Here is a 24,617-nt window from a genome sequence, read left to right as displayed (position 1 = left end):
TCTAAAATCATTGGAACTAGATTAAACGATTTCTGCAATACTAATAAGTACAATTACATTTTTCTTTGTAATGCAAATTGGATTACTTGGTAAAGCAAATGTTGGTAAATCAACATTTTTTTCTGCTGCAACTGAAACTACTGTGGCTTCTGGTAATTTTCCATTTACGACAATTGAACCAAATGTTGGTGTAGCATATGTTCAATCTGATTGTGCTTGTAAACACTTTGATCTAAAACATGAAAATGAATTATGTATTAATGGTACAAGATTGATACCAATAAAATTAATTGATGTTGCTGGATTGGTTCCAGGCGCTCACGAAGGAAAAGGTTTGGGAAATCAGTTTCTTGATGATGCAAGACAAGCTGAAGTTTTAATTCATGTTGTTGATATTGCAGGTACTACTGATATTCAAGGTCAATCAGTACCTGTTGGAACACATGATCCTTTGGAAGACGTTGCTTTTGTTCAAGATGAATTTGATCAATGGTTTATTGAAATTCTAAAAAGAGAATGGGATAAAATTACTCGTGAAGTCGATCAAAAACGTGCAAAACTTACTGATGGAATTGCAAAAAGATTCAGTGGTTTGGGAATAAAAGATTACCAAGTACAGTTAGTATTACAAAAACAAGGTCTCATTACTAGAAATCCAAAAGAATGGAATGATTCTGATATAGAAAATTTTGTTAAAGAATTAAGGAAAAATACCAAGCCAATGATAGTTGCTGCAAATAAGGCAGATCTTTGTCAAGATCTTGAAATTATAAAAAAAATCTCAGATACTGTAATTCCTTGTAGTGCTGAAACTGAATTACTATTAAGAAAAGCTACCAAAGCTGGAATAATTAATTACAATTCTGGTGAAAATGGATTTAAAATTAATTCTGAAAAAGAAATTCCTGCTCCTCAACAAAAAGCACTTGATCTAGTTAGTACAATTTTTTCTAAAATTGAATCAACTGGAATTCAAAAAATTCTAAATTCTGCTGTTTTTGATTCACTAAATTTGATTACTGTATATCCTGTAGAAGATGAAACTAAACTAACTAACAAAGATGGTGTTATTTTGCCAGATACAAAATTACTTCCTCAAGATTCAACTGCTAAAGATTTGGCAGGTTTAATTCATGCCGATATTGCAAAAGGATTTCTACATGCAATAGATTGCAAAACTAAACAAAGAATTAGTGGCGAACAAAAATTAAAACATGGTGACGTAATCAAAATTGTATCAACATTAAGTAGGGGTTAGTATGATTGGTTTAGGAATTGAAAGTACTGCACACACATTTTCTTGCGCTATAATTGAAAAAAAAGGAAAAAAAGGTAAAATTTTATCTGATGTCCGAAAAATTTTTCGACCAGAAGCTGGTCAGGGAATTCATCCACGAGAAGCATCTCGTCATCATATTGAAAATAGTCCAATAGTGCTATCTGAATGCCTTAATGAAGCAAATGTATCTGTAAAAGATTTAGATATTATTTCATATGCTGCAGGACCTGGATTAGGACCTTGTCTTAGAGTAGGTGCTGTAGTAGCCAGATCGTTATCTTCATTTTATAAAATTCCGATTTATCCGGTTAATCATGCAATTGGGCATATTGAATTAGGAAAATTACTTACAGGAGCAAATGATCCTTTAGTTCTTTTAGTTTCAGGAGGACATACAATGCTTTTGTCATTTTTAAATAAACAATGGAGAGTTTTTGGTGAAACGTTAGATATTACATTGGGTCAATTACTTGATCAATTTGGAAGATCCATGGGTTTTGCTTCTCCTTGTGGAAAAAACATAGAAGAATTAGCTTCAACTTCTACAAATTATGTTTCATTACCTTATTCTGTTAAAGGAAATGATGTATCATTTTCAGGATTGTTATCTGCTACAAAACCTATTTCTGAAAAAAGTAAAGTTGATGCTTGTTATTCCCTTCAAGAAACAGCATTTGCAATGATTAGTGAAACAGTGGAACGTGCATTATCCTTTACATCCAAAAAAGAATTAATGATTGTTGGTGGAGTTGCTGCAAACAAAAGATTATCTGAAATGTTAAAAGATGTTTGTAAAAGACATGGAGCTAAATTTTTTGTTGTTCCATTAAAATATGCTGGAGATTGTGGTAGCCAAATTTGTTGGACTGGACTTTTAGAATCACAAGTTAAAAAAAGTGCTACATTGAAAGATACTTTTGTAACTCAATCCTGGAGATTAGATTCTGTAGTAGTAAATTATTAAAAATTATTTTTTATTCATTGTTTGTTCTATAGATTTTACCCATGACTTGGTATTAAAAACTCCAAATTTGTAAGTCTGCTCTCCTTCATCTGTTTTTGCTGTAAAACAAACTTTTTTTATAAATAGACCTTCTTTCCAAATTTTGATTACATTTTCTAATGGTACATCAAGCACTGTATCGCCCATACGTTTTGAAAAATCCATTATTCTTGCTTGTGTTTTATCAAACGCTAATCTTTTGTTTGTTAATGTAAGAATTCCTGGACCTAGTTTATCTTCACTACAGTCCTCTTGTTTCACCCTGTTTTCTCCATCATCCATGATGACTTTTATTGAATTCTTTTGGATATAATGTTAATGAAATTAATCAAAAAGGGTGCTGAGGCTGATATTTACACAGGTACTTGGAAAAATTCTAAATCCCTTTTTAAAATTCGAAAAATTAAAACTTATAGAAATTCTTCATTAGATTCAAAAATACGTAAACAACGTACAATTAAAGAATCACAAATGCTCTCACAAGTTAAATCATTTGGAATTCCAGCACCACTTGTTTATTTTGTAAATCTAGAAAAGAGTATGATTGTAATGCAAGAAATTCCTGGAAAACCTGTTCATGATTTACCAGACTCAAAAATCATCATAATATCAAAACAAATTGGAAAATTAGTTGGACTTTTACACAAAAATGGAGTAATGCACGGTGATTTAACGACCTCAAATTTTATTTTGTTTAAAAATATTATTTACATGATTGATTTTGGACTTTCTCAAAATACAATAAAACCCGAAGATCACGCTGTTGATTTACGACTAATTAAAGAAATTCTAAACAGTGCTCATGCAAAAATTATGGAATCTTCTTGGAAAAATTTTCTTATTGGGTACAAATCTATAGTTGGAATTACTTATCAGACAAAAATTGTAAAATTGGTTTCAGAAATTGAGAGTCGTGGTAGGTATGCACAAGTTGTCTGATCTGCTATTTGTATCGTCTAATATTCATAAATTTAAAGAAGCAAAAGAAATTTTAGATTCTTTTGGAATATCCATTAAATTTTTCAAATTAACTTTAGAGGAAATTCAATCAAATTCAATTAAACAAATTGCATTAAAAAAAGCTAAAGATGCATTTTCAAAATGTAATGCGCCTCTAATAATTGAAGATGATGGATTGCATATTGATTCTTTAGGTGGTTTTCCAGGTCCATATTCTTCTTATGTTCAAAAAACCATTGGCAATAAAGGAATTTTAAAACTGTTAAATCGTTCAAGAGATGGAAAATTTATTTCAACAATAACTTATTGTGATAAAAATAATTTGAAATCTTTTGAAGGAAAACTTTTTGGAACTATTTCCAAGTTAGAAAAAGGTAAAGGTTGGGGTTTTGATCCAATTTTCATTCCAAAAAATCAAAAAAAGACATATGGTGAATTAATTGATAAAAATAATATTTCACATAGGTACAAAGCACTCAAAAAATTTTCTAATTGGTATTTGCATAAGCCGAAATCCAACGATCAATAAATCTCTCGTTATTTTGTAAAATTGATATTCTTGAAACAAGACTTTCATCCATCACTGAAAATATTTTACTTTGTTTAGCTATTTCTTCGCTGAATTTTTTTACTTCTGACATTTCTAACATGTTCTCATGTTCGAGTCTATTTGTTGAGCGACCAATATGCATGTAAGATTTTATTTCTATAAAATGTGGACTAGCTTTTCTAAACATATCTGCAAATGCTGGTATCATTTCTTTTTGATCATTATAATTTCTAATTAATGTAATTCTTAAAACAGTTCGAGTATCAAGATCTTTTAACATATCTAATGTTCTATTCCATCTTTCCCATGAATCATCATATTTTGGTTTGTTAATTTTTATAAATGATTCATAATCTGCTGCATTTGTAGATAAATACAATTGTGTTGGTAATGCATCTTCATCTTGCAGTTTTTGAATCATATCTGGTTCTTGTCCATTTGTTACAAGAAAAATTGATTTTGTTGCTTCTAATGATTTTAGATATTTAATTAATTCAGGTAATTTTGGATACATTGTTGGTTCTCCTGATAATGAAATTGCATAATGTGTTGGCAATAGTGATTCATCTAATCTTTGTTTATCATTTCTTGAATCTCCATAAAATCCATCAATCAGTTTTTTTCTTTCATCCATTAATTTTCTTAAAATTTGTTCAGGTTCTGCAACTTGTTCTGGTTCCATTTTCATTGCATCATAAAATTCCATTGGTCTCCAACAATAAACACACCGATTTTCACAATACATCCCAGCTGGTGAAAATTCCATGCATCTATGAGTTAAAATTCCATAAAATTGATGTTTATAGCAACTTCCTTCATGTTTGAATGATTTTTTGGTCCAATGACATAATTCTACGGTAGAATGGTCTGCTACACCATATTTCGCTTTTTTTAGTTGTGCTGCTATGGCTGGTTTAATTTGAATGAGGTTTTCTTGGTCATTTTCTACTACTTCTCCAGAACAACTCATATCATGACTTGTAATTTGATTTACTTAAATTCATTTAGAATATTATATGTCAAAAGTAGTACATTTGCCGAAACTAAAGTGTAATTTAATAACTGGAATTACTGAATAAAATCATAAATTGAAAGTTAAATCTGCTCTATTACTTTTGTTCATGCTTGGTTCTACTCTAAGTATTTCGGTATCTCCAGTTTTAGCAGCTACTGACCTTGATATTGATAATGATGGTGTTTTAGATGATGTTGATGATTGTCCTAGATTGCAAGAGGATTATTTTGGTGAAATAGATGGTTGTCCTTCTAGAAATCTTAGTTGGTTAGATTCTGATTCTGATTCAATTCCTGATAATGTTGATCAATGTATTTTATCTCCAGAAATTTTTAATGGATTTGAAGATACAGATGGATGTCCTGATGATGTTACGTCTGAATTAATTTTTGATCAAGACTCTGATTCAATTCCTGATATGTTAGATAATTGTCCACTAGTACCAGAAACTTTTAACGACTTTGAAGATACAGACGGTTGTCCTGATACCCTTGCAATTGATTCTGATTCTGATGGGGTTCAAGACTTTTTAGATAATTGTCCTACAACTCTTGAAACTTGGAATGGCTTTGCAGATTTTGACGGTTGTCCTGATGAAATAATTAATCCTGACACTGACTTTGATGGAATTTTAGATGTAAATGATCAATGCATTAATGAGCGAGAGAGAGTAAATGGCTTTGAAGATGATGACGGCTGTCCTGATATATCTCCAGACAATTTACCACTTGATTCTGATTTAGATGGAATTAGAGATACTATTGATATGTGTCCATATCAAAAAGAAACTTTTAACAACATTCAAGATACAGACGGCTGTCCTGATGAACGTTCAACTGAATTGTTTGTTGATAATTTGATAAAAGATTCTGATGGTGATGGAATTTTAGATGCAATTGATCAATGTATTTCATTACCTGAAACTTTTAACAACTTCCAAGATCATGACGGTTGTCCTGAATTTTATGCTGATTATGACACTGACTTTGATGGAATTTTAGATAGTAAAGATGATTGTAAATTAGTTCCGGAAACTTTTAACAACTTCCAAGATACAGACGGCTGTCCTGATGATATATTTTCTACAATAACTGTCTATGATTCAGATTATGATAATATTTTTGATGATGTAGATCAATGTATTTCATTACCTGAAACTTTTAACAACTTCCAAGATACAGACGGTTGTCCTGATTTTATACCTCAAACTGATTCAGATTATGATTCTATTCTTGATGCCTTTGATGATTGTAAATATTCAGTAGAAACTTACAATGGCTTCCAAGATGATGACGGTTGTCCTGACACCATATATGATCAACAATTCTCCAATGACTCTGATGGTGATGGATTGATAGATAATCTTGATCTTTGTCCTAATTCAGCTGAAAATTATAATAGATTTTTAGATAATGACGGTTGTCCTGATGACCCAATCCTTAGTGATTCTGATCAAGATGGAATTTCAAATTCTGTAGATCTTTGTCCAACTATCTCTGAAACTTACAATGGCTTCCAAGATAATGACGGTTGTCCTGATTCTGTTGATACAATAGAGTTGTTCACATACCAACTACCTGACATTGATAATGACGGTATAGATGATAGATGGGATCAATGTATAGGTGAATCTGAAAATTATAATGGCTTTGCTGATACAGACGGCTGTCCTGACAAAATTGGAATTTCCATACCTGTTGATCCATCTTTGATTGATTCTGATGATGATGCAATTCCAGATGGTGTGGACTTGTGTCCAACAGCACCTGAAAGATACAATGGCTTTGCTGATACAGACGGCTGTCCTGACAACGTTACTGTAAATTCCTTATCTGATGCAGATTTTGATGGGATAATTGATTCAGTAGATATTTGCAAATATAATAAAGAAGTTTACAATAATTTTGAAGATACAGACGGCTGTCCTGACACAATTCCTGGTGACTATTCTGCTATTTCCCCAAAATACCAATCACTAGATAATGATATGGATGGCATTGATGATAGATGGGATCAATGTCTTAATGAACGCGAAAATTATAATGGATTCTTAGATTTTGACGGCTGTCCAGATGTATTTGGCGCAGAATCTACTGTTGTTCCAATCACTGATTCTGATTTCGATGGTTATGACGATGAAGTTGATTCATGCCCATCTGAACCTGAGACTTGGAATAAATACAAAGATACAGACGGCTGTCCTGACTCCCTTCCTTAAATAATTAATATCTGTAAAAATTAATTTTTTTGTGCTACCAAAATTTTCCAGTAAAGCGTTTTTGGCACCAATGGCTGGAGTTAGTGATCCTGCGCTTAGATTACAATGTAAAAAAATGGGTGCAGGACTTGTAGTAACAGAATTTACCAGTATTCATAGTATCATTGCAAAAGAAAAACAACTAAAAGAACATCTGAAAAGTATCACAGAATTTATTGAATATTCTGAACAAGAACGTCCCTTATCTGTGCAATTATTTGGCTCAGATCTTAATGCATTAGAAAAAGCTGCAAAAATTGTTGAACCCTATTTTGATATTATTGATTACAATATGGGTTGTCCAGCACCTCACATTACACAACAAATGGCAGGTGGTGCATTATTACAACAATCAAATCTCACAGAACAAATATTCAAAACTCTTGTAAATGCTGTAAAAAAACCTGTAACATTGAAAATTCGTTCAGGCGTTACTGAAGCAAGTCGTTATTTGTTTAAAGATATTGCTGAAATTGCAGAAGATGAAGGAATTGAAATGATTACATTTCATCCACGCACAGTACATCAAGGATATTCTGGAAATGCAGATTGGGAATTAATTAAAGAACTTAAAGAAATTTCAAATATTCCAATTGTTGGAAATGGAGATATTGCTACTCCTGAAGATGCAAAAAAAATGATTGATGAAACAAACTGCGATTATGTAATGATTGGACGTGGTGCAATGGGTAATCCGTTTTTATTTGAACAAATTAATGATTATCTTAAAACTAACTCTTATCATGAATATTCTTTTAACGATAGATTAGATTCTTTTTTTGAATATCTACATTTAACAAGTAAATACAAAATCAAATTTGCAAATCTCAAAGGCCAAGCAATGCGGTTTACTAAAGGTATGAAGGGAGGTTCAAAAATTCGCTCTAAAATTACTTTTGCAACAAATATTGAAGAATTAGAAAAAATTATGAAAGATGCTTATTCCACATCTTAATCTATTTTTATTTATGAAAAAATTGTGCTTAGATTCTATCTTGTGCTTTTATACTTAAATTGTAATAAATAACATCCCTTCAAAAATATGTCCTCCAAAAGGATAACAACCTGAGAGGAGTAGTGACCTCTCAGCAGATTATGTTTTTAATAATTACAGAGCTTCAGAATTTTTCTTTTTTGTTCCAATGTTTAAAACATTATCGACATTACTAATTGTAATAATTCCATCACTGTTTTCACCAGTATATGCTTCTTCTTCAATTATTTGACATACTTTTTCTACAATTGAGTCATCTACAATTGTATTGATAATTGCAACTTTATTGTATTCTGCTCGAATTGTTTTTGTTCCTCTCTCTGATCTGATTTTTTGTCTTTTTCCTGAACCTCTCCCGTTTCCTTCTATAATCGTAAATCCGCCTACAACTCCTGTAATTGCATCTGATATTATTTTAATTTTATTTGCTTGAATAATTGCTTCAATTTTCTTCATTAAATCTATTTCATAATAGGATCAAAATATACCCTCTGCTATTTCTTATCGATAATTATTGGTTATTGTGTAATCCTATTTTCTTTTTAATATAAAATAAAAAGAAAATTATGAAAAGTGATGAAAAAAGATCTCACAGACTAAATTATTTGTTGAAATGTTATTTGAGTAACCCTGAAGAAACTGAAATTTATCGCAGGGCTAAACAAATGGGTGTTACTGATTCCACTGCAAAGGATTACATTAGAACTGTCATTATACAAGCCCAGAAAACTCACAGAAAAAATTTTTAAATTATATATAAAAATTAAAAAATTAACTATTTACGAATAAATCTCTAGAAATCTTAAACAAGCTATTCATAAATAATGAATGTGAGGAAAAATTAACATGAGTGATATGCTACTTGATGATGTAAATTCGTTATTAGATGGGGATTTTGGTGATGATCGAATACTTAAACAAATTGCACGAGCCTGCAAAAATAATGAAGTAATTAGTAATTATGAACGAAATTATGTTCAGAAATTAGTCGAACAGCATTTGGGTAGAAAACCTCAAACTAGCCAAAAATCTGAAATAACTACACCTGAAATTCCTAAAATTGAAATCCCAAAACCTGAACCTGTTATTATACAACCATCTACACCTACACATAATCCAAGTAATAAAAATTCAAAATTATTTTTGGGATTTGGAGGGATAGCAGTTGTGATAATTGTTGCAGCAGCACTTTTGGTTTCAAATAATGTTGATTCCCCTCCATCAAATATCATATCTGAAATTGAAATAGAATTGTCTATTCAAACTGATTTATCTACATATGCTAAATCTGATCTGATTTCTATAAATGGAATATCTCAAAATTCAAATGTTGTAAATTTATCAATTTTAAATCCAAACAATGATCTTGTATGGGCCGAACAAGTTTCTGTGAAATCTGATGGAAGATATTCTACGCTAGCTATAGCTGATGGCGAAGGATGGGAAAATTCTGGTACATATAATATTAAAGTTGAAGATGGTACCATTACAAAATCACTAAAATTTTCATTTAACTCATAATTTTTCAAATTCTTTCCAATGTGAATCTATTAGTTCTCGTAATCCATCTACAGTAATTTCTTCCATGTATTCACGATAAACTATAAACTTATTTTGCTTATTTGATTTTTCATCGTAAACATCTGTAGTACTTTTTGGAATAATGTTGTTTGACCATTGATTCATCTCAAAAATCCATATTGATGAATCTGGATTAGAAAAGTCAATATCATCACATCCTACAATATACAAATAACATTTTGTAGATTGATTTAATTTTTCATACAGTTTCTCATATGCTATTATTTGTCCCTGTGGAATGTTGATTTTATCATTATGGAATCCTTTGAATTCTAAAATAATGAAACTCCCTTTGTGTTCAATTAACCAATCAATATCTGTTCCCCCAGAGGCTAACATGCCATGTACAATTATTTCTCCTAATACTTCTCTACCACGAGTAAATTCTGATTCATCAAAAATTTGGTATTTCGCTTTAGAACTTTTACGAAAACCTTTTTCTGGTAAATTTTGTGCCTGATTTGATACTTTTTTTTCATATATTGTATCAATAATATCATTTGTTTCATTAGACATTATTTCAAATTTTTCTAATCTATGATAAAATATCTTGTAAATTTTTCTACAGTTAGCTATTTCTCAATTTTATCTTGAACAAAATTCGTTATTTTGATCTTTGTAAAGTATAAAATATTCATCTTGAATTTTTCTATCTTTTTTTGCATTTAATGCATCTTGATACATATCAAAATGTTCAATAATGTATAATTGATTTCCTGGATTTTCAAAATAATCTCTTCCAACTAAATTAAATCCTGTTTCAGGAGTCAACTTCATTTTTTCTTTTTTAAATTGGTCATTAGACATATTTTTTATTAATCGTAAATCATTAAATTTTTTTCTTCTAATAATGAATGTAAATTATGCACTGATCTATAGACTTCTGTTTCTTTTTTAGCTCCTGTACAAACAAGTTTTCCTGATGCAAAAATCAAAATGACTGTTTTTGGGTCAAGCATTCTGTGAATCAAACCTGGGAATTGTTCTGGTTCGTACATGCTTCTTGGTAATGTTTTGGCAGATTTTTCTAAATGAATTTTACCGCCAAGACTAATTGACGAAACAATATTTTGTACAGAAATTATTGCATCTTTTTTAACCTTGATCTTTGCTTTTCTTAATTTCTGAACAACTGTATTTACAGCTGCAATTGCTAATTCTTCTGATTTAGCTCCTGTACATACCATTTTTCCTGTCCTAAAAATCAAAGTTGCCGTTTTTGGTTTTGCTAATCTAAATACTAATCCTGGAAATTGTTCTGGATTGTATTCTGTTTCTGGAAATTTTTTTGTAATTTCATCTAAATCCATCTTTTGTTCAACTGATGCTGATGCTACTACGTTTACTATGCTGACTATTGGTTTTGTCTCTGGCATGCGTGGTTCTTTATATACTTCCTTATATATACTAGTGATGTTTTTTGAATTTCTTTTTTAGTGGTGGCCAACCCATTGATATGTAAATTCTTCCTCAATCATGTCGTTGACAATTTTATTTTCTTTAATTTTTATTTTAGGTAGTTCTGTATCAAAAAATCTCAATTTACCCTTACATGGAATAGGAATTCTAAACGGTTTAGCATTTTTTAAAATAAAACCATATGTTTTTTTTTGAAATTTTTTTGAAGAAAAATGTTTGTCTTTATCATTTTTAATTTCTTCTAATGACTCATATTTTTTTACATCAAAAAGTTCAGCTTTACCTATGATTGCACCAGTTGTAAATTCTTCATTTATCTTTAATCTTTCACAATCTTCCTTTCTAATTTTAATTGGGGCATGAATTAAAAAACTCCCCCGGAAATCGGTATTCCATTTTCTTAATTCAATTGTTTTCTTATTTTGGATGATTAAATTTGCAAATGGCTGACAAATTGAAAGACATTTCATAATTATTTTTAGTAAACTTTTTAATTATTTAAAATTGTGATGCTTGTTTGACTAGTTCTGAAAGTTGACTGTTTCTAGCTTCAGGTAATTCTGTGATTCCTCCAATTAAACTATCTGTAACAATTCCTTTCTCAGCTAATACATTTGCTGCCATTAATGATGTTCTTCCTGCCATACAAACCATAAGTGATTTACCTTTTGATTCTTGAATTGAATTGTTTATTTCATCAGGAATTCCTTGTCCTGATAATAGCTGTTGTGCAGTTCGTGCATTTGGAATTACGATTTTACTTTTATCTATGCCTAAAGATTTTGCAAGTAATTCGATTCCTCCCTCTTGAGGAGTATATTGAGTATGTATCCAAATAACTTTATCATAATCTGCAGCATTTGAGGCTACCTCTTCTTGTGAAACTTGTCCTGGCGGCTGAATTTTTCCAATTTTTTCCAAATTCTTCCTATATTTTTCTATTCCATCACAAATCATTACCACGAATTTATTTCCTTTATTTGCACTAACAAGTTGTAAAGTTGCGTATAATTCCAATGCACTACTTTCACCAATATCGTGTCCTTTTTCTACAAAGAATTTCAAAAGTGGTTTTGCTTTTTCAAAATCTACTTCATATTCTCCTGCATATTTTTCTGGTTGATAATATTTTAGACCGTCTGCATTGTTATGCGTTCTAATTCCTGCAACGTCTTGACCTCCTGGTGGGAATATTACGTGAACTCCTTTTTTGTCATATTTTTCTGAAATGTATCTGCTTAATCCGCCTGATGTTCCACCTGTACCAAATGTACATAGAATATTAAATTCATCTAAAGAATTTCCATCTTCATGAAGTTGTTGATCTATTTCAGCTCCAGTAATTGTTCTATGTGCATTCACATTCAAATCGTTGTCATATTGTTCTGGACAAAAACAATTGTATTTTTTTGAAAGTAATTTTGCTAAATTGATAATGTCCTGTTTACCCAATAGTGCTTCTATTTCTGTAATTGAATTGTCAAAAATACTAGGATCAAAACCTAATTGAGTTAATTGTGAGCGAACATTTGCAGCTGTTGCTTTTGCAACTAACTCATCTTTCTTTCCTTCCATTCCTGGAGCAGGACAAATATCCATCTCTAAATCCATAATTTTGATTCCCATGTTTCTTAATTCATGAAATACTCCTTCTTGTAATTTTCTTGAAACAATTGTTACAACTTGTAAACCAAGTTTTGATAACATTCCTAACGCAATTCCGAAATTACCTGATGTTGCTTCAATAACTGTTTGACCACTTTTTATTTTCCCAGTACTGATTGCTTCATGAATGATATTTGCAGCTGGTCTAACCTTAATTGAACCAGTTAGTAAAGTTGAATCTAATTTTCCGTAAACTTGTAATTCTGAATTTGAGAGATCTAAATTGTAAATTTTTTTGGCACATTCTTTAAAATCTGCAGTAATATCTACTAGTGGTGTTGCATTAACAATTTTTGCACCTTCTTGATTATTTTCTAAATGAGGCACCTTATTCCAAATTTCAGTCTCAAATCTCTCAAGAAGAACTTTGTCAATATCGCTATTCTGATTTTCTCCCAATTTTCTTTCAATTTTTCAAAATTTACAAGGTCATATAAAATATCTGATATATTTTATGGATTTATTTTATGTTTTTACTTCTTGAATTTATACATCTAGAAGATTAATGACTTTATTTGGAATATCTTTTAGTCTGCTTACTGCCATAGTTTTATCATATCCTAAATGTTTTAGATTATTTGCAATAGTTGTAGCTCTGACTGTATTTGGACCTAATCCTAAAGCAACCATGGTAATTCCTATTCCTTTAAGTGATTTTGTCATTTTTCTAACTGCATTTGAATCAGATGGTTCTCCATCAGTTAATGTCAGGAAAATATTTGGTTGTTTTGCTTGAAGTGTTGAAAACATCTTATCATATACTTCTGCTAATGGTGTGGATCCATTTGCAACAATTTGTGCCAATCTTTTTGCAGTACTGTTATTCCATTTCATATTTTCCTCTTTTATTGACCAACATACAACTGAACGATTTTCAGTACTAAATGCATATACTGCAAATTTCACTCTAAGAAATGCTAAAACTTCACATAATGCAATTGTTGCTTTTTTATATTCAATTGCATCTGATGATATGCTTGATGAATGATCTAATAAAATTATAATTTTTGTTTTAATTGATTTTTTGAAATCTGTAAAAAATGGTTCATTTCCTTCAATAAAATTTTCATCATCAAATTCATCACCTGATCTTAAATGCTGTTCCTTCCATCCTGTTTTCCATTCTTTGAATTTCATTTTTAATCCATTAATCAAACTCATGTCATAGATTGCTGTTTCATCAATATTTTTTGTGGATGGAATTTGTATGCCTACTGATTCTGTTGTTAGTCCTTTGTTTTCATTTTTTTTATTTTCTTCAATTAACACTTTGTATTCATCATAAACATTATCTCCTTTTACAACTGATGATGCATCTATTTTACCAAAATCACCTTCTTTGTTTTTTGCAATAATTTTTAACACTTTTTTTAATTCTTCTTCTGATAATGCCATTCCTGCTTTCATAAATGCTACTGATATTGGAATTGTCAATAACGAATCAATATCTAAAATTTTTATTATCTCTGCCACATTTTTTTCAATCCAACTAGTTTTTTGATTATTCTCAATTGACTCAATCACAATTTTTTTTGCAAATGTTGTTGCTTTTTTGATTTTTTCAAAATGACTTTCTTGTAACTCTCCTTTGATTGCACCAAACATGAAATATTGGTAAAATGCCTCTACGATTCTTGCTTTTCCATAAACTGTATGAAGTTGTGGCCTTGATACAAGCATATATGAATAATTGAAAATTATCTCTTCATCCATCCCTTTCCAAATTTTTCTTCCTAACTGTTCCACTCTTTTGGTCTCCATTGTATTTAGGATAAATCCAAAAGCATGATCATCACTTAGAATTTTTTCAGAATATTTTATTTTCATTGCTTCATACCATGATGACGTTCTGAATTGTCTATATTTTTGAAAATCATTACCTATTCGTTTCTCTAAAGGCGTTAAGATTACTTTTTTTTCTTTTAACCTTGTTTTAGTTTGTAAATTATCTGAAATTTCAATTGTAACATTTTCTTCTTCAGACCATCGTCTAATTAGAAAAGTTGCTATTTCTACTAAAGAATCATTTTGTAATTGAATTGATTGCATTTAACTTCCGAACATTGAAGTAATGATGTCACTGACTTTTTGATATTCAATATTTCCCCACTGCGTGTAAACATTTCCAAAAACAATATTTGCAGCTTCTTTAGGTGACATTTGTTTATCTAATAATTTTGCAAATGCAATAGTTTCTCTTAAACTCGGTGAATAAAATAACTCTTCAACTGCTGCAGCTTGTCTTAATGTATTTGCTAATTTTATAGCTTGGATTATTTCAGAATCATGATTGCCTGAAACATGTTTTTTTACAATATCTAATTCGACTTCTTCAGGTGGATATTCTAATCTAATTCTTACTGGAAATCTACTTAGAATTTGTGGTGGAAGTTCTTTTGTTCCACTATGTGTTAATGGGTTAATGGTTGCAATTACAAACCAATTTTCTTTTGCTTTAACTACTTCTCCAGTTGCTTCTTTTAACACAATTTGTCTTCTGTCATCTAGAGCTTCATCTAATCTAAGTAAAACATCTGCTTCAGCAGCATTTACTTCATCCAAGTAAAGTAAATCTCCATTCTTCATTGATTTTATCAATAAACCCTCATCAAAACTGACAGTTCCATCTGTCAATGTTTTTGTTCCAATCAAATGACTTTCTCTGGTTCTTAAACTAAAATTAATTGATTCAGAATTGATATTGTTATTTTTTGTAAAATTTCTAACTAGTGAAGTTTTTCCTGTTCCTTTTGGCCCAATTATGAGAACAAAAAGTCCTGCTTCATATGCTTTTTTGATAATGTCACTAGAATTATTCCAATCTAAATATTGAATTTCTTCCAAGGCTTTATTTCCTTAATCTCGACAATATTTAATGTTGGATCTATTTTCCAAATGCTTCAATTTTTGCAAATGATTCATCCAATCTTTGATGTAATGATTTTTGCCATTGATCAAATCCTGATGGATCTTTTGGATAATTATTGTAATGTTCAACTAACCATTGGTTTTCTGAAGATGTATACTTGAGTCCTTTTGCAACTGTTTGATTCAATGCCCCTCTAATTATCATTCCAACTTTTCCTAATCCTGAAAAGTCTGGATGTTCACCTTTACTAATTGCTTCAACATCCAAATTTCCTAAAAAGTGCTTCATACCATAACTGATTTGTTCATTATTCATTTGTTGTACTAATCTTCTAAAAAGTTCAAGACCTGCTGTTTTGTATCCATATTCCTTAATGAAATCTAAATTGTATTCCCATAATGATGCTTCAGATGTATCATTTGCTTCTAATGCTTTAGCTACGTTGTTTCCAAGAATTGTTCCTGCAATTAATGCTGGTCCAATTCCTCCTGCATCAATTGGTTTTGGCATCCATGCAGAATCTCCAACCATCATGTATCCTCCGGAAACCATGCATTCATTTTGTCTTCTTACTGAAACTTGGAAAATTCCTGAATTATTCCCTCCTAAAGTATCTGTAGGATCTTCTGAAAGTTTTGCATTTTTAATTGCTATATTTCTTTGAAGGTATTCTTTCATCAATGATTCTACATTATCTTTTTTGCCTAATCTTTTGTTCCTTTTTTCTAAAAATGCTTTTTCAACACCTAAACCAATGTTAACTTTAGTTTCTGATTTTGGAAATACCCATCCATATCCTCCTGGTGCAATATCTTGGTCTAAATGAATAATACAATAATCTGGATCAAATTCTGTGAGATCTTTTTGTCCTGGTTCGAAATCCATTATGTATCTTCCAGTAATTTCTAAATCTTCAATGTTGATTTTCTTTTCAACTTTAGTTGAGTTTTGAAGTCCATTTCTTAGAATAGATGTCACACCTGTTGCATCAATAACTAATTTTGATGTTTTTTTGTAAGGTTGTTTTGTTTTGTTATCTACACCTTGAATTCCAACTACTTGTTGACCTTCATAGATTAAACCTGTTAAACTAATTTCAAATTCAAACTCAATTCCCATTTTTTTACATCTTTCATTTTGAATTCTTGGTAATTCTGTACGATTTAACATAAAACCATCCCCGTCAAATGGAATTGCTGTTTCTTTATCTGGTGAAAATGCCATTACTCCTTTTACATCATGTTCAATTTCCGGATTTGTCCATTGAACCTTAATTCTTTCTGACATGAAATCTACTGCTTCTTTTGAGCATGCATCTCCACATACCCATCCTGCCAATCCTTTTCTTCCAGGTAAAGTTTCTGGGTTTCTGTCAACAACAAGAATTTTTAGATTTTGATTTGAATAATGTGATATAGATTGTGCTGTAATAGTGCCTGCTAGACCCCCTCCTGCTATGATTACATCATAATCTGCCATAATATCATAACTTGTTCATCCGTATTTATAATAAACCATGTAACAAAAACGAAATTTCTTTCATCATTATTTGATTAATTTTGGGGTCGGTTCGTCGCGGCTTCTTCAAAGCGTCAGCTCAGACTGGAGCGGCTGTTATTTCCTCATTCCCAAATTGATTAATCTGTCTATTCCTATTTAATTTAGTTGACTCTGAAATAACTCAGAAAAAATTTCACGAGTATTTTTTTTGTTATATATTGGAGTGTGAATTTTTATCTTAATTGTATCATTTTGACTAAATACTAGTTTACCTTGAACAAATTCTTGTTTATCTAATCTCAAATGAAATTTTGAATCCTCAGTTCTTTCTTCAATCTCTTCAACTAATTGATTAATCTGAGTAACTGAAAGCAAATCCAAAAATTTTTTCATAAATCTTTTTGCCTGTTTTTTTACAAGTTTTGTATTCAACAAAATGATGGGATTTTCAAAATAACCCGTAGTTTCAGTTTTGTGAAAAATCTCATCTTCAATATCAAATATCTCAATAAAAGGTTCCACTATTTTTGATAAATCTTCAGTTGCATGAACAATCATATCAATTGAAATTTCTAATTTGTTGCTCATAGTTGTAAATAGATAATTCTAATTACTTATGCTTCTAGTAATTTAGTTTCTTTATCTGCAGTTCTGATTAATTTTACTTTTTCAAGACCTACATGTCTAACTTTGATTACTCGTTTGAATGCTGCCATAATATCTGAATTGATTTTGCTATAACAAGTGGCTTGAACAAATTGTTCAACAGTCATCTCAGGAACTGTTTTGTTAATTACATCTCTGGCAATAATTCTTAGTGCGTGTTTTCTTGATGTATTTAGTGGCCTATATGTTAAGGCAATTATCTTAATTCTGAAAACATAACCATCTTTTGTTTTGATATCAATTATAAAATTAATTTTGGATGAACCTCTTCTAACTAGACTTCTCAAAAATTCTTTTGAATATTCAAATCTCTTAAAAATAGTTGAAGCATTATCTCCATCTACTTTATCAATTTGGAAATAGATTTTGTATTGATGTTGAGATGGATCGCCTTTGAGAATATCAAACAATGTAACTTCAATTACTCTACCTGAAGCATTTTCGTCATCTGTAATTGGAACATAAGCTAATGGAACATTGTTAAATGAATCTGGAGCATTAACATTTACCCAACGTTTTTCTCTCCACTTGTCCTTAATTCGACCTTTTCTACGTGCCAATTCTTAACGAGCCTTGAATCCAAAATATAAGGGTATGTCACTAGATCTCTTTCTGGTTGCCCATATATCCCTGTAATACTTCAGGAATTCGAATATGCCCATCTTTTGTTTGAAAATTTTCCATAATTGCTACTAGAACTCTTGTTGTAGCAATTAGTGTACTATTGAGAGTATGAACATACTGTGTTTCATCATTTGTTTTATCTCTGAATCTGATCTTCAGTCTCCTTGCTTGATATTCTAGACAATTTGAACACGAAACAATTTCTCTGTATGCATTTTGTCCAGCCATCCATGCTTCAATATCGTATGTTTTTGCTGAAATATTGCCTGTGTCTCCGGTAGACAATAACATCACCCTGTATGGAATTTTTAATTTTTGATAAAATTCCTCTGCAATTGATAATAATTTCTCGTGCTCTTTCCAAGAATCCTCCGGTTTTGAAAAAATAAATTGTTCAATTTTATCAAATTGATGGACTCTGAAAATTCCTTTCTGATCTCTTCCATGTGCTCCTGCCTCTTTTCTAAAACAAGGACTAATACCTGCATATTTTTTTGGTATGTCTTTTCCTTCAATAATTTCTTTTGAATGCATTGCTGCCATTGCATGTTCTGAAGTTCCAATCATGTACAAATCTTCATTATCAATTTTGTAAATTACTTCTTCAAAATCATCTGCAATTACTGCACCTTCCATTGATTCTCGATTAATCATATATGGTGGCTGAACAACAGAATATCCTTTTTCTCTAAGAAAATCTAATCCAAAATTAATCAATGCTTGATTTAATCTAACTAAATCATTTTTTAAATAATAAAATCTTGCACCTGCAACTTTTGCGGCTCTTTCTAAATCTACTAAATCTAAATCTTCAGAAATATCTATGTGATCTTTTATTTTAAAATCAAACTCTGGAATGTCTCCCCATTTCTTAATTTCTTTATTTGATTCATCATCTTCTCCTATTGGAACAGACTCATGAATGAGGTTTGGAATAGATGATGCTAATTTTAGATATTTTTTTTCAATATTATTTTGTTCTAATTCTAATTTTGTAAGTTCCTCTGAAACATCTTTCATTTCTGCTAAAATTGAAGAAATGTCTTCTCCACCTTTCTTTTTTTCTGATATGGTTAATGCTACTTGATTTTTCTTTTTTCTTAATTCGTCAGTCTTAATGATAAATTCTCGCCTTTTTTGATCTGAATCAATTAATCCCTCAAGATCAAATTTTACTGATCTTGCTTTTAACATCTCTTTGATAACTTCTGGTTTTTCTTTGATTAATTTGGGATCTAACATTTTATTCAATCACCTTTAATGCAACCTGGATATGTTCTAATACTTCATCTACTGTGCCTACTAATTGTTTCATGTTTTCTTTACTCTCAAAATTAAAAATTAGTTTGCTATCAATATTTTCAACATAAAGACTCAATCCTTTTGGAAAATTAACATTGTCTGGCTCTAATGCCTTTTTGACTGCTTTAGCCTTTTTTTTGGATATATTATTCAGAATTACTTGTACTTGACACGTTAACGACATTTACTTCTAAATATTTCAAAAATTCGTCCAATTTGTCTTTAGTTATTTTTGCACCTGCTGCACTATCGTGCCCTCCTCCAATACCGTTAAATTTTTCAGCTCCATTTTTCATCAAGTCACTAAGATTTACATTTGATTTACATCCAAATGATTTTCTTGATGAGAACTTAATGGTATTTTCTTCTGTCCTGGTTCTAAGAATTACTACTTTTCCAGCATTTTTAGGTGATCCTGCAATTAATGATGATATACTTCCTGTCATTGTTTCGGGAACAATATCTTCTCCGTTGACCATTACACAATTTTCATTTTCTGAAATTCGCCATCGTTCATTTGATAACACATTCATGTATTCTTTAATCATTTTTCTATAATTTGTTAGAATTGTTTCTCCTTCTGTTAGAATCTTATTTCTGTCTCCCATACATATTGCCATTCCCACTCCTGAACGGTTAATTCTACCACATGAATTTAGCATAGTTGCATATTCTCTACCATCTCTAAGAAAGCCTCTTTTGTCTTCTTTTAGAAATGTGTATGTATATCCAATTAATTCTGACATTAATTCTAAAGTATTTTTTTCTGATGAGAAATTTGCAATAGTCTCAATCACTATTTTTTTTTCATCGTCATTTAGTTCTGACGGAACTCTCCATCTCCCTTCTTCTTTTAATTCAATACCTGATGATTTTAGAAGAGATAGACATGTTTCTTTATTCCATGTTAATCCTTCGATAAATGGCTGTGATGTAAAAGCTAATGCTTCAGCTAATGGTCTAGTTTCTTTTCCTACTAATAATAAATCCAAATCCATTTCAATCAGACCTAATTCTTTTGCAGTATTGGCAATTTCAAAATTTTTACCTGTAAATGATTTGTTTTCTCCCTTGTCTTGTCTGTCCCCTAAAGCTGAAACTACTGCAATTTCAGACAAATCTGAATTCTTTTCATTTAGTGCCATTGCTGCATAATATGCCATTCCTCCTGCACAAATTTCTAAACCTCCATTAATTCCGTATTTCCATGAATTTATGATATTTTCATTTTCTTTTTCTTCATCTGAAATTTGGTGATGATCTAAAATTATCCAATCATCTCCTAGTGTTTGACTCAAGTCTTTTTCAAAACCTCCTCCTAAATCTGTAATAATATGAAAATCTCTTGAATCTGTTTTTAATGACTGAACTACATTTTTACTAAATTCTTTTGATGTTCTAATAGTACATTTTGCTCCTTCTCTGATTAACGCTTTTGTGATAATGCTTCCAGATGTTAATCCATCACAATCATTGTGTGTTGTAATTGAAATCGATTTATTGGATTTTATGCAATCTGATATTTTATCTTTGAATAGTGATAATGATTCTTCAAACACTTTTGTCATTACTCTAATTGAGCAACCACTGATTTATACTTCCATGTTTTTGGAATTCTTTCAATTTTTTTATAATATACAGATAATCTGTGAACCTTTGCTTCTATCAATTCTAGGGATCTGACGTTTCTATTATCTCCTCTATTTTCTTTTAGGTGTTTTTGAAGTCCTACTGCTTTGTTAACAATATTTTCTAAATCTTCAGGCATTTCTGGTTTCAAATCATTTTCTTCTAGAATTTGACCAATACTCTTTTTTGTTATTGGTTTGATTAATGGAATTGAATGTTGATCTCTTAATTTAATTCCAATTTGACTTGGAGTTAAACCGTCTTTAGCATATTTTATTACTAATGCTTCAATTTCAGCAGGCGTTAATGTGATCCATGATGGTGCACGTAGAGTTGCTGGTCTAATTGAATGTGATTTTCCATGTCTATGAGTATGCATTCGTCCCATGATGTGGCTCATTTACAAGCAGAATTAAACGTTACTTTTGCTGATCTCGCAACTATATCCTAAAAATGACACTTAGAATAAAAGTTAAATAAGTCACTAGCCGCAAAAACGACAGGTAAAAGGTATGAATACAAAAATACTATTAGCAGCATCCTTAATCGCTGTCTTCACTATCGGACTCTCTGCACAAAGTTCTGTTGCATTTGCACAGTACATGGGCAACGTTGGTAGCGAAGGACAAACCGGATCATATACTTTAGAGGAAGCACTTGAGATTCAATCTCGTAGAGTTGCTTCTGCTGAAGCAAACCCAGCAGCTGGCTCAGGAACTCCATACATTAGTGCAGATGGTGTTGTTGGTGCAGCAATAATTGCAGGTGCAGTATTCGGTGGTATTGCAGGAGCCTTCTTCATTAGAGGAAGATCAGGTAAATACGCAGCAATGGGCAGAGGATAAAAAAACCTCATTTTTCCTTTTCATTTTATTATTTTCTCTTAGTGATACTGATCTCGTACTTTGTAAGAATAAAAGAAATGTATATATCGCACAAATAGTGCAAAAATATTATGATTCCTATCGTAGGTACTTTCCTAAGTCTCCTGTCAACACTTACAGGACAATTAGGACCAAACTATGATCCATTATTCTATGATGTAATGATTTACATCTTCGGAACCATGATGTTCACAATATTCCTTCTTGGAGTAATTTCATTCTGGTTACGTGTACACGGATGGGCTTACAAAGACAACCGTGAGAGATGGGTTGATGAATTAGACAGACACTTTGAAAGAGAAGGTATCGGTCTTATTCCAGACAACGGTAAATATTGGTAAACTTACCACTTACATCTTTTCATTATTTTTAATTTTTTCAAGTTAGTTCATCCACGGACTTTCAAATTTAGAAATTACCTCTTGTAGATATCTAAATTAATTTCATTATTCTACCAAGTCTGAATATTCTATTCTACGAATTAGTTTTCTGGTAATGGTGGCAAAAAGTCTTTGTCTTTAGATGTATCATAATTCTTTGAAGTAAACACTGCTTTGTAGTGATATTTGTCTTGTAATGGTGTTTTTAGACCATTTTCTGCCAATCTATCATTTACATAAATTTCAGTTTTTGATTCTTCCATGTCTCTGATTTGAAATTTGGAAATGTATAGGAAATGCCCTAACTCAAAATTGGGGTTTTCTGTCCATTCTGCATAAACTGTGCCATCGTTAGATAGTGTGTATATCGCCCTTTGACATTCATCTGAAATTCCTATATTTGGCTGAACTTCTGCTTTCTGACCATCCATAATCATTTCAAATGTAAATGATATTTTCCAATCTGTTTCCATATCTTGTATACATGCATTATGTGCTTGTTGAGCTATCATTGGATTTACCCCTATAGTTGTAAGTACTACTGCAATTCCACCTACTGCAGCACTAATTAGAAGAAATTTTATTGCTTTTTTCCTCTTATATGGGTCTCCAGTACCTGGCCAAATCATGTCAATATTTTATTAGGATTCCTTAAAGTCCTTTCTTTTACTCATACATTACTTCAATTGTATCTAATTGGTCTTGATGATCTGCAAGAAAAAATGCAATTTCATTAGAGTCTATTTCTAACCATTCTGATTCTCCTTTGTATGGGAGATAATCTTCTACAAATAGAATTCCTTCAGGTCCTGAAATTCTGACAACAATTCTGTCTTTTTTGGATTCTATTGGGAATGGCAATCTTAGAATTTTCCCTCTTCGTTCATTTTGAATATTTACTTTGTATATATCTGACCGAAATTCAACTTCTCCAAAAAAATAACTTTGATTGAGATCTAATTTTGTGATTTTAAAATCTAACATTTTTTTCTATTGTTTTATTGTGAATAAAAAGTTCCTGATAGTTTTACGCAAAGCGTAAGAAGTATCTATAAAATGAAAAAGGTTGGGTTATTTTAGATAACTTGCCAAGGTCTAGTTGCAAACGTGATTACATATCCTACACCGATCATAACTGATTGATATGCGATGTTAGTATATGGAATTGGTTTGACAATTGGGTCACCTTCTACGACAACTGTTTGACCTGGACCGAGTCCTGGACCAACTTGAGCTACGTTGAGTTGGGTGTGTACGTGGTATACACCTGCTTCAAGTGCTTTTGCAGACAATGAGTATTCTACAACTGAGTTACCAGCAATGTCAAAGACGTTTCCTGGTGGGTCTCTTGCTAACATTTCCCATCTGTTACCTGCGTTGGTTGACTCTGAGAAAATGGATAACCATCCTCTAAGGTCTCTTTCTACAAGACTGACTAGTGTTCCTTGAAGTGTCAAGGTTTCGCCAGTTTGTAGGGATTGTCTATTGAAGGTTTCATCTTCTATTCTGATGAAACGACTTTGGAGTTGTGCTTGGACACCGTGTGCATCTGCAGTTGGCATTATTGATTCAACCCAGTTGAATCCTAATGTTCCTAGTGCAAGTACGACAGCTAGTCCGAATACGAAAATCTTTTTTTCGACCATATTATATCCCTATTAATGGAGAGGTAGATTTCATCGTTATATGTTTTACCTTCTTGACGAGGATCGACGTTATTCTAATGTTAACCATCAATGCTATACAATGAATTTAATGAATAAACAATAAAATTTTTGTTAAATTTAATGTATTAAAAATAATTTATTTCAAATTAATAATAAAAAAATTATATTTTTTTCAATAAAATCTTGAATTTATGAACTCTTGCTTTATATGCCGAATTTACCCATATGTAACCATGGCACAGATGCCCGCATTAATTCCAAAAGAAGTTGAGATCCAGAGACTAAAGAAAATCTGGCTCATCGTCATAGCTATGGGATCCACTGCAGCATCAGTCGAAGTAGACAACTTCGTTGATGGTTCTCTCCATCAAAC

30 protein-coding genes and 1 pseudogene are annotated in these 24,617 nt (G+C 31.1%); 11 read left to right on the top strand and 20 right to left on the bottom strand.

Translation table 11 applies throughout. The features are described from left to right. The first annotated feature begins 70 nt into the window (after positions 1–70). Complete coding sequence (locus tag AW732_RS02645; RefSeq protein ID WP_067958135.1) at positions 71–1,258, top strand: redox-regulated ATPase YchF; 1,188 nt, start codon at positions 71–73, stop codon at positions 1,256–1,258. Between the two features lies 1 nt (position 1,259). Further along, a complete protein-coding gene (kae1, locus tag AW732_RS02640) occupies positions 1,260–2,243 on the top strand; it encodes a KEOPS complex N(6)-L-threonylcarbamoyladenine synthase Kae1 (RefSeq protein WP_067958133.1) in 984 nt (327 codons plus the stop codon). A gap of 3 nt (positions 2,244–2,246) precedes the next feature. On the opposite strand, the gene AW732_RS02635 is transcribed toward kae1, so the two are convergent. Then, positions 2,247–2,564, bottom strand: a complete 318-nt coding sequence (locus AW732_RS02635) for a hypothetical protein (RefSeq protein WP_067958132.1) — start codon at positions 2,562–2,564, stop codon at positions 2,247–2,249. Between the two features lie 36 nt (positions 2,565–2,600). Between AW732_RS02635 and AW732_RS02630 the strand changes: the two genes are divergently transcribed. Both AW732_RS02630 and rdgB read left to right on the top strand, forming a co-directional pair. Beyond that, on the top strand, positions 2,601–3,221 hold the full coding sequence (locus AW732_RS02630; protein ID WP_067958163.1) for a KEOPS complex kinase/ATPase Bud32: 621 nt from the start codon (positions 2,601–2,603) through the stop codon (positions 3,219–3,221). Further along, positions 3,205–3,771 carry an RdgB/HAM1 family non-canonical purine NTP pyrophosphatase gene (rdgB, locus tag AW732_RS02625; protein ID WP_067958129.1) on the top strand — a complete coding sequence of 189 codons (567 nt, stop codon included), beginning with the start codon at positions 3,205–3,207 and terminating at the stop codon, positions 3,769–3,771. Before AW732_RS02630 ends, rdgB begins: the two co-directional genes overlap by 17 nt. On the opposite strand, the gene twy1 is transcribed toward rdgB, so the two are convergent. Next, positions 3,731–4,762 (bottom strand): 4-demethylwyosine synthase TYW1, encoded by a 1,032-nt coding sequence (gene twy1 / locus AW732_RS02620; protein WP_067958126.1) that lies wholly within the window; start codon positions 4,760–4,762, stop codon positions 3,731–3,733. The genes rdgB and twy1 overlap by 41 nt on opposite strands. Before the next feature lie 118 nt (positions 4,763–4,880). On the opposite strand from twy1, the gene AW732_RS02615 reads away from it, so the two are divergent. Both AW732_RS02615 and dusB read left to right on the top strand, forming a co-directional pair. Then, on the top strand, positions 4,881–7,025 hold the full coding sequence (locus tag AW732_RS02615; protein WP_067958124.1) for a thrombospondin type 3 repeat-containing protein: 2,145 nt from the start codon (positions 4,881–4,883) through the stop codon (positions 7,023–7,025). A gap of 31 nt (positions 7,026–7,056) precedes the next feature. After that, entirely contained in the window at positions 7,057–8,019 is a 963-nt protein-coding gene (gene dusB, locus AW732_RS02610) for a tRNA dihydrouridine synthase DusB (protein WP_067958121.1), read from the top strand. Positions 8,020–8,172: 153 nt separating this feature from the next. Here dusB and AW732_RS02605 read toward each other — a convergent pair whose 3' ends face one another. After that, positions 8,173–8,514 carry a P-II family nitrogen regulator gene (locus AW732_RS02605; RefSeq protein WP_067958119.1) on the bottom strand — a complete coding sequence of 114 codons (342 nt, stop codon included), beginning with the start codon at positions 8,512–8,514 and terminating at the stop codon, positions 8,173–8,175. Positions 8,515–8,624: 110 nt separating this feature from the next. On the opposite strand from AW732_RS02605, the gene AW732_RS02600 reads away from it, so the two are divergent. Together AW732_RS02600 and AW732_RS02595 are read left to right on the top strand one after the other, a co-directional pair. Beyond that, positions 8,625–8,807, top strand: coding sequence for a hypothetical protein (locus AW732_RS02600; protein WP_067958117.1), 183 nt, complete (start codon positions 8,625–8,627; stop codon positions 8,805–8,807). Between the two features lie 97 nt (positions 8,808–8,904). Next, entirely contained in the window at positions 8,905–9,579 is a 675-nt protein-coding gene (locus AW732_RS02595) for a hypothetical protein (protein ID WP_067958115.1), read from the top strand. On the opposite strand, the gene AW732_RS02590 is transcribed toward AW732_RS02595, so the two are convergent. The 14 genes from AW732_RS02590 to AW732_RS02525 form a co-directional block, all read right to left on the bottom strand. Further along, positions 9,574–10,155: a hypothetical protein gene (locus AW732_RS02590; RefSeq protein ID WP_067958113.1), complete on the bottom strand. Its 582-nt coding sequence runs from the start codon at positions 10,153–10,155 to the stop codon at positions 9,574–9,576. The two genes, AW732_RS02595 and AW732_RS02590, sit on opposite strands and share 6 nt — an antisense overlap. A 69-nt stretch (positions 10,156–10,224) precedes the next feature. Beyond that, entirely contained in the window at positions 10,225–10,446 is a 222-nt protein-coding gene (locus AW732_RS02585; RefSeq protein WP_067958111.1) for a hypothetical protein, read from the bottom strand. A gap of 8 nt (positions 10,447–10,454) precedes the next feature. After that, positions 10,455–11,015 (bottom strand): TATA-box-binding protein, encoded by a 561-nt coding sequence (locus AW732_RS02580; protein WP_067958109.1) that lies wholly within the window; start codon positions 11,013–11,015, stop codon positions 10,455–10,457. Positions 11,016–11,072: 57 nt separating this feature from the next. After that, positions 11,073–11,528 carry an ASCH domain-containing protein gene (locus AW732_RS02575; RefSeq protein WP_067958107.1) on the bottom strand — a complete coding sequence of 152 codons (456 nt, stop codon included), beginning with the start codon at positions 11,526–11,528 and terminating at the stop codon, positions 11,073–11,075. Between the two features lie 28 nt (positions 11,529–11,556). After that, a complete protein-coding gene (locus AW732_RS02570; protein WP_067958104.1) occupies positions 11,557–13,122 on the bottom strand; it encodes a pyridoxal-phosphate dependent enzyme in 1,566 nt (521 codons plus the stop codon). Positions 13,123–13,209: 87 nt separating this feature from the next. Next, positions 13,210–14,772 carry a VWA domain-containing protein gene (locus AW732_RS02565; protein WP_067958099.1) on the bottom strand — a complete coding sequence of 521 codons (1,563 nt, stop codon included), beginning with the start codon at positions 14,770–14,772 and terminating at the stop codon, positions 13,210–13,212. Then, positions 14,773–15,567: an AAA family ATPase gene (locus AW732_RS02560; protein ID WP_067958096.1), complete on the bottom strand. Its 795-nt coding sequence runs from the start codon at positions 15,565–15,567 to the stop codon at positions 14,773–14,775. It abuts the gene before it with no gap. Positions 15,568–15,607: 40 nt separating this feature from the next. Next, positions 15,608–17,071: an NAD(P)/FAD-dependent oxidoreductase gene (locus AW732_RS02555; protein WP_067958091.1), complete on the bottom strand. Its 1,464-nt coding sequence runs from the start codon at positions 17,069–17,071 to the stop codon at positions 15,608–15,610. Positions 17,072–17,248: 177 nt separating this feature from the next. Beyond that, positions 17,249–17,680, bottom strand: coding sequence for an RNA-binding domain-containing protein (locus AW732_RS02550; protein ID WP_067958088.1), 432 nt, complete (start codon positions 17,678–17,680; stop codon positions 17,249–17,251). 26 nt (positions 17,681–17,706) lie between these two features. Further along, the gene (locus tag AW732_RS02545; protein ID WP_067958086.1) at positions 17,707–18,318 is read right to left on the bottom strand and encodes a 30S ribosomal protein S3ae; all 612 of its coding nucleotides are present in this window, start codon (positions 18,316–18,318) and stop codon (positions 17,707–17,709) included. A 40-nt stretch (positions 18,319–18,358) separates the two neighbouring features. Then, a complete protein-coding gene (gene serS, locus AW732_RS02540; protein WP_067958160.1) occupies positions 18,359–19,624 on the bottom strand; it encodes a serine--tRNA ligase in 1,266 nt (421 codons plus the stop codon). A 1-nt stretch (position 19,625) separates the two neighbouring features. After that, positions 19,626–19,868, bottom strand: a complete 243-nt coding sequence (locus tag AW732_RS02535) for a KEOPS complex subunit Pcc1 (RefSeq protein WP_067958084.1) — start codon at positions 19,866–19,868, stop codon at positions 19,626–19,628. Continuing rightward, positions 19,831–21,252 carry a DHH family phosphoesterase gene (locus AW732_RS02530; protein ID WP_067958082.1) on the bottom strand — a complete coding sequence of 474 codons (1,422 nt, stop codon included), beginning with the start codon at positions 21,250–21,252 and terminating at the stop codon, positions 19,831–19,833. The genes AW732_RS02535 and AW732_RS02530 overlap by 38 nt, the downstream gene beginning before the upstream one ends. Continuing rightward, positions 21,252–21,701, bottom strand: coding sequence for a 30S ribosomal protein S15 (locus AW732_RS02525; RefSeq protein ID WP_067958078.1), 450 nt, complete (start codon positions 21,699–21,701; stop codon positions 21,252–21,254). The genes AW732_RS02530 and AW732_RS02525 overlap by 1 nt, the downstream gene beginning before the upstream one ends. A gap of 124 nt (positions 21,702–21,825) precedes the next feature. Between AW732_RS02525 and AW732_RS02520 the strand changes: the two genes are divergently transcribed. Continuing rightward, a complete protein-coding gene (locus AW732_RS02520) occupies positions 21,826–22,158 on the top strand; it encodes a hypothetical protein (protein WP_067958076.1) in 333 nt (110 codons plus the stop codon). Between the two features lie 110 nt (positions 22,159–22,268). Further along, positions 22,269–22,538 carry a hypothetical protein gene (locus AW732_RS02515; protein ID WP_067958073.1) on the top strand — a complete coding sequence of 90 codons (270 nt, stop codon included), beginning with the start codon at positions 22,269–22,271 and terminating at the stop codon, positions 22,536–22,538. 140 nt (positions 22,539–22,678) lie between these two features. Here AW732_RS02515 and AW732_RS02510 read toward each other — a convergent pair whose 3' ends face one another. The 3 genes from AW732_RS02510 to AW732_RS02500 form a co-directional block, all read right to left on the bottom strand. Further along, complete coding sequence (locus AW732_RS02510) at positions 22,679–23,206, bottom strand: hypothetical protein (protein WP_067958071.1); 528 nt, start codon at positions 23,204–23,206, stop codon at positions 22,679–22,681. A gap of 37 nt (positions 23,207–23,243) precedes the next feature. Then, a complete protein-coding gene (locus tag AW732_RS02505) occupies positions 23,244–23,561 on the bottom strand; it encodes a hypothetical protein (RefSeq protein WP_067958069.1) in 318 nt (105 codons plus the stop codon). A 92-nt stretch (positions 23,562–23,653) separates the two neighbouring features. Beyond that, a complete protein-coding gene (locus AW732_RS02500; protein WP_067958067.1) occupies positions 23,654–24,223 on the bottom strand; it encodes a methane monooxygenase/ammonia monooxygenase subunit B in 570 nt (189 codons plus the stop codon). A 254-nt stretch (positions 24,224–24,477) separates the two neighbouring features. On the opposite strand from AW732_RS02500, the pseudogene AW732_RS09055 reads away from it, so the two are divergent. After that, positions 24,478–24,617: pseudogene (locus AW732_RS09055) on the top strand (ammonia monooxygenase); the annotation flags it as partial.

Origin of the sequence: Nitrosopumilus sp. Nsub (assembly GCF_001541925.1) — an archaeon.
Taxonomy (GTDB): Archaea; Thermoproteota; Nitrososphaeria; order Nitrososphaerales; family Nitrosopumilaceae; genus Nitrosopumilus.
This window is presented reverse-complemented; position numbering and strand designations above follow the sequence as displayed.

Bases quoted from the DNA above. Each gene is read 5' to 3' on its own strand.
- AW732_RS02520 (WP_067958076.1), top strand. From the start codon at position 21,826: ATGAATACAAAAATACTATTAGCAGCATCCTTAATCGCTGTCTTCACT.
- AW732_RS02585 (WP_067958111.1), bottom strand. From the start codon at position 10,446: ATGTCTAATGACCAATTTAAAAAAGAAAAAATGAAGTTGACTCCTGAA.
- AW732_RS02505 (WP_067958069.1), bottom strand. From the start codon at position 23,561: ATGTTAGATTTTAAAATCACAAAATTAGATCTCAATCAAAGTTATTTT.
- AW732_RS02565 (WP_067958099.1), bottom strand. From the start codon at position 14,772: ATGCAATCAATTCAATTACAAAATGATTCTTTAGTAGAAATAGCAACT.
- AW732_RS02600 (WP_067958117.1), top strand. From the start codon at position 8,625: ATGAAAAGTGATGAAAAAAGATCTCACAGACTAAATTATTTGTTGAAA.
- rdgB (WP_067958129.1), top strand. From the start codon at position 3,205: ATGCACAAGTTGTCTGATCTGCTATTTGTATCGTCTAATATTCATAAA.
- AW732_RS02580 (WP_067958109.1), bottom strand. From the start codon at position 11,015: ATGCCAGAGACAAAACCAATAGTCAGCATAGTAAACGTAGTAGCATCA.
- kae1 (WP_067958133.1), top strand. From the start codon at position 1,260: ATGATTGGTTTAGGAATTGAAAGTACTGCACACACATTTTCTTGCGCT.
- AW732_RS02645 (WP_067958135.1), top strand. From the start codon at position 71: ATGCAAATTGGATTACTTGGTAAAGCAAATGTTGGTAAATCAACATTT.
- AW732_RS02550 (WP_067958088.1), bottom strand. From the start codon at position 17,680: ATGAGCAACAAATTAGAAATTTCAATTGATATGATTGTTCATGCAACT.
- AW732_RS02510 (WP_067958071.1), bottom strand. From the start codon at position 23,206: ATGATTTGGCCAGGTACTGGAGACCCATATAAGAGGAAAAAAGCAATA.
- twy1 (WP_067958126.1), bottom strand. From the start codon at position 4,762: ATGAGTTGTTCTGGAGAAGTAGTAGAAAATGACCAAGAAAACCTCATT.
- AW732_RS02555 (WP_067958091.1), bottom strand. From the start codon at position 17,071: ATGGCAGATTATGATGTAATCATAGCAGGAGGGGGTCTAGCAGGCACT.
- AW732_RS02635 (WP_067958132.1), bottom strand. From the start codon at position 2,564: ATGGATGATGGAGAAAACAGGGTGAAACAAGAGGACTGTAGTGAAGAT.
- AW732_RS02500 (WP_067958067.1), bottom strand. From the start codon at position 24,223: ATGGTCGAAAAAAAGATTTTCGTATTCGGACTAGCTGTCGTACTTGCA.
- AW732_RS02605 (WP_067958119.1), bottom strand. From the start codon at position 8,514: ATGAAGAAAATTGAAGCAATTATTCAAGCAAATAAAATTAAAATAATA.
- AW732_RS02525 (WP_067958078.1), bottom strand. From the start codon at position 21,701: ATGGGACGAATGCATACTCATAGACATGGAAAATCACATTCAATTAGA.
- AW732_RS02535 (WP_067958084.1), bottom strand. From the start codon at position 19,868: ATGTCGTTAACGTGTCAAGTACAAGTAATTCTGAATAATATATCCAAA.
- AW732_RS02530 (WP_067958082.1), bottom strand. From the start codon at position 21,252: ATGACAAAAGTGTTTGAAGAATCATTATCACTATTCAAAGATAAAATA.
- AW732_RS02515 (WP_067958073.1), top strand. From the start codon at position 22,269: ATGATTCCTATCGTAGGTACTTTCCTAAGTCTCCTGTCAACACTTACA.
- AW732_RS02590 (WP_067958113.1), bottom strand. From the start codon at position 10,155: ATGTCTAATGAAACAAATGATATTATTGATACAATATATGAAAAAAAA.
- serS (WP_067958160.1), bottom strand. From the start codon at position 19,624: ATGTTAGATCCCAAATTAATCAAAGAAAAACCAGAAGTTATCAAAGAG.
- AW732_RS02630 (WP_067958163.1), top strand. From the start codon at position 2,601: ATGAAATTAATCAAAAAGGGTGCTGAGGCTGATATTTACACAGGTACT.
- AW732_RS02575 (WP_067958107.1), bottom strand. From the start codon at position 11,528: ATGAAATGTCTTTCAATTTGTCAGCCATTTGCAAATTTAATCATCCAA.
- AW732_RS02595 (WP_067958115.1), top strand. From the start codon at position 8,905: ATGAGTGATATGCTACTTGATGATGTAAATTCGTTATTAGATGGGGAT.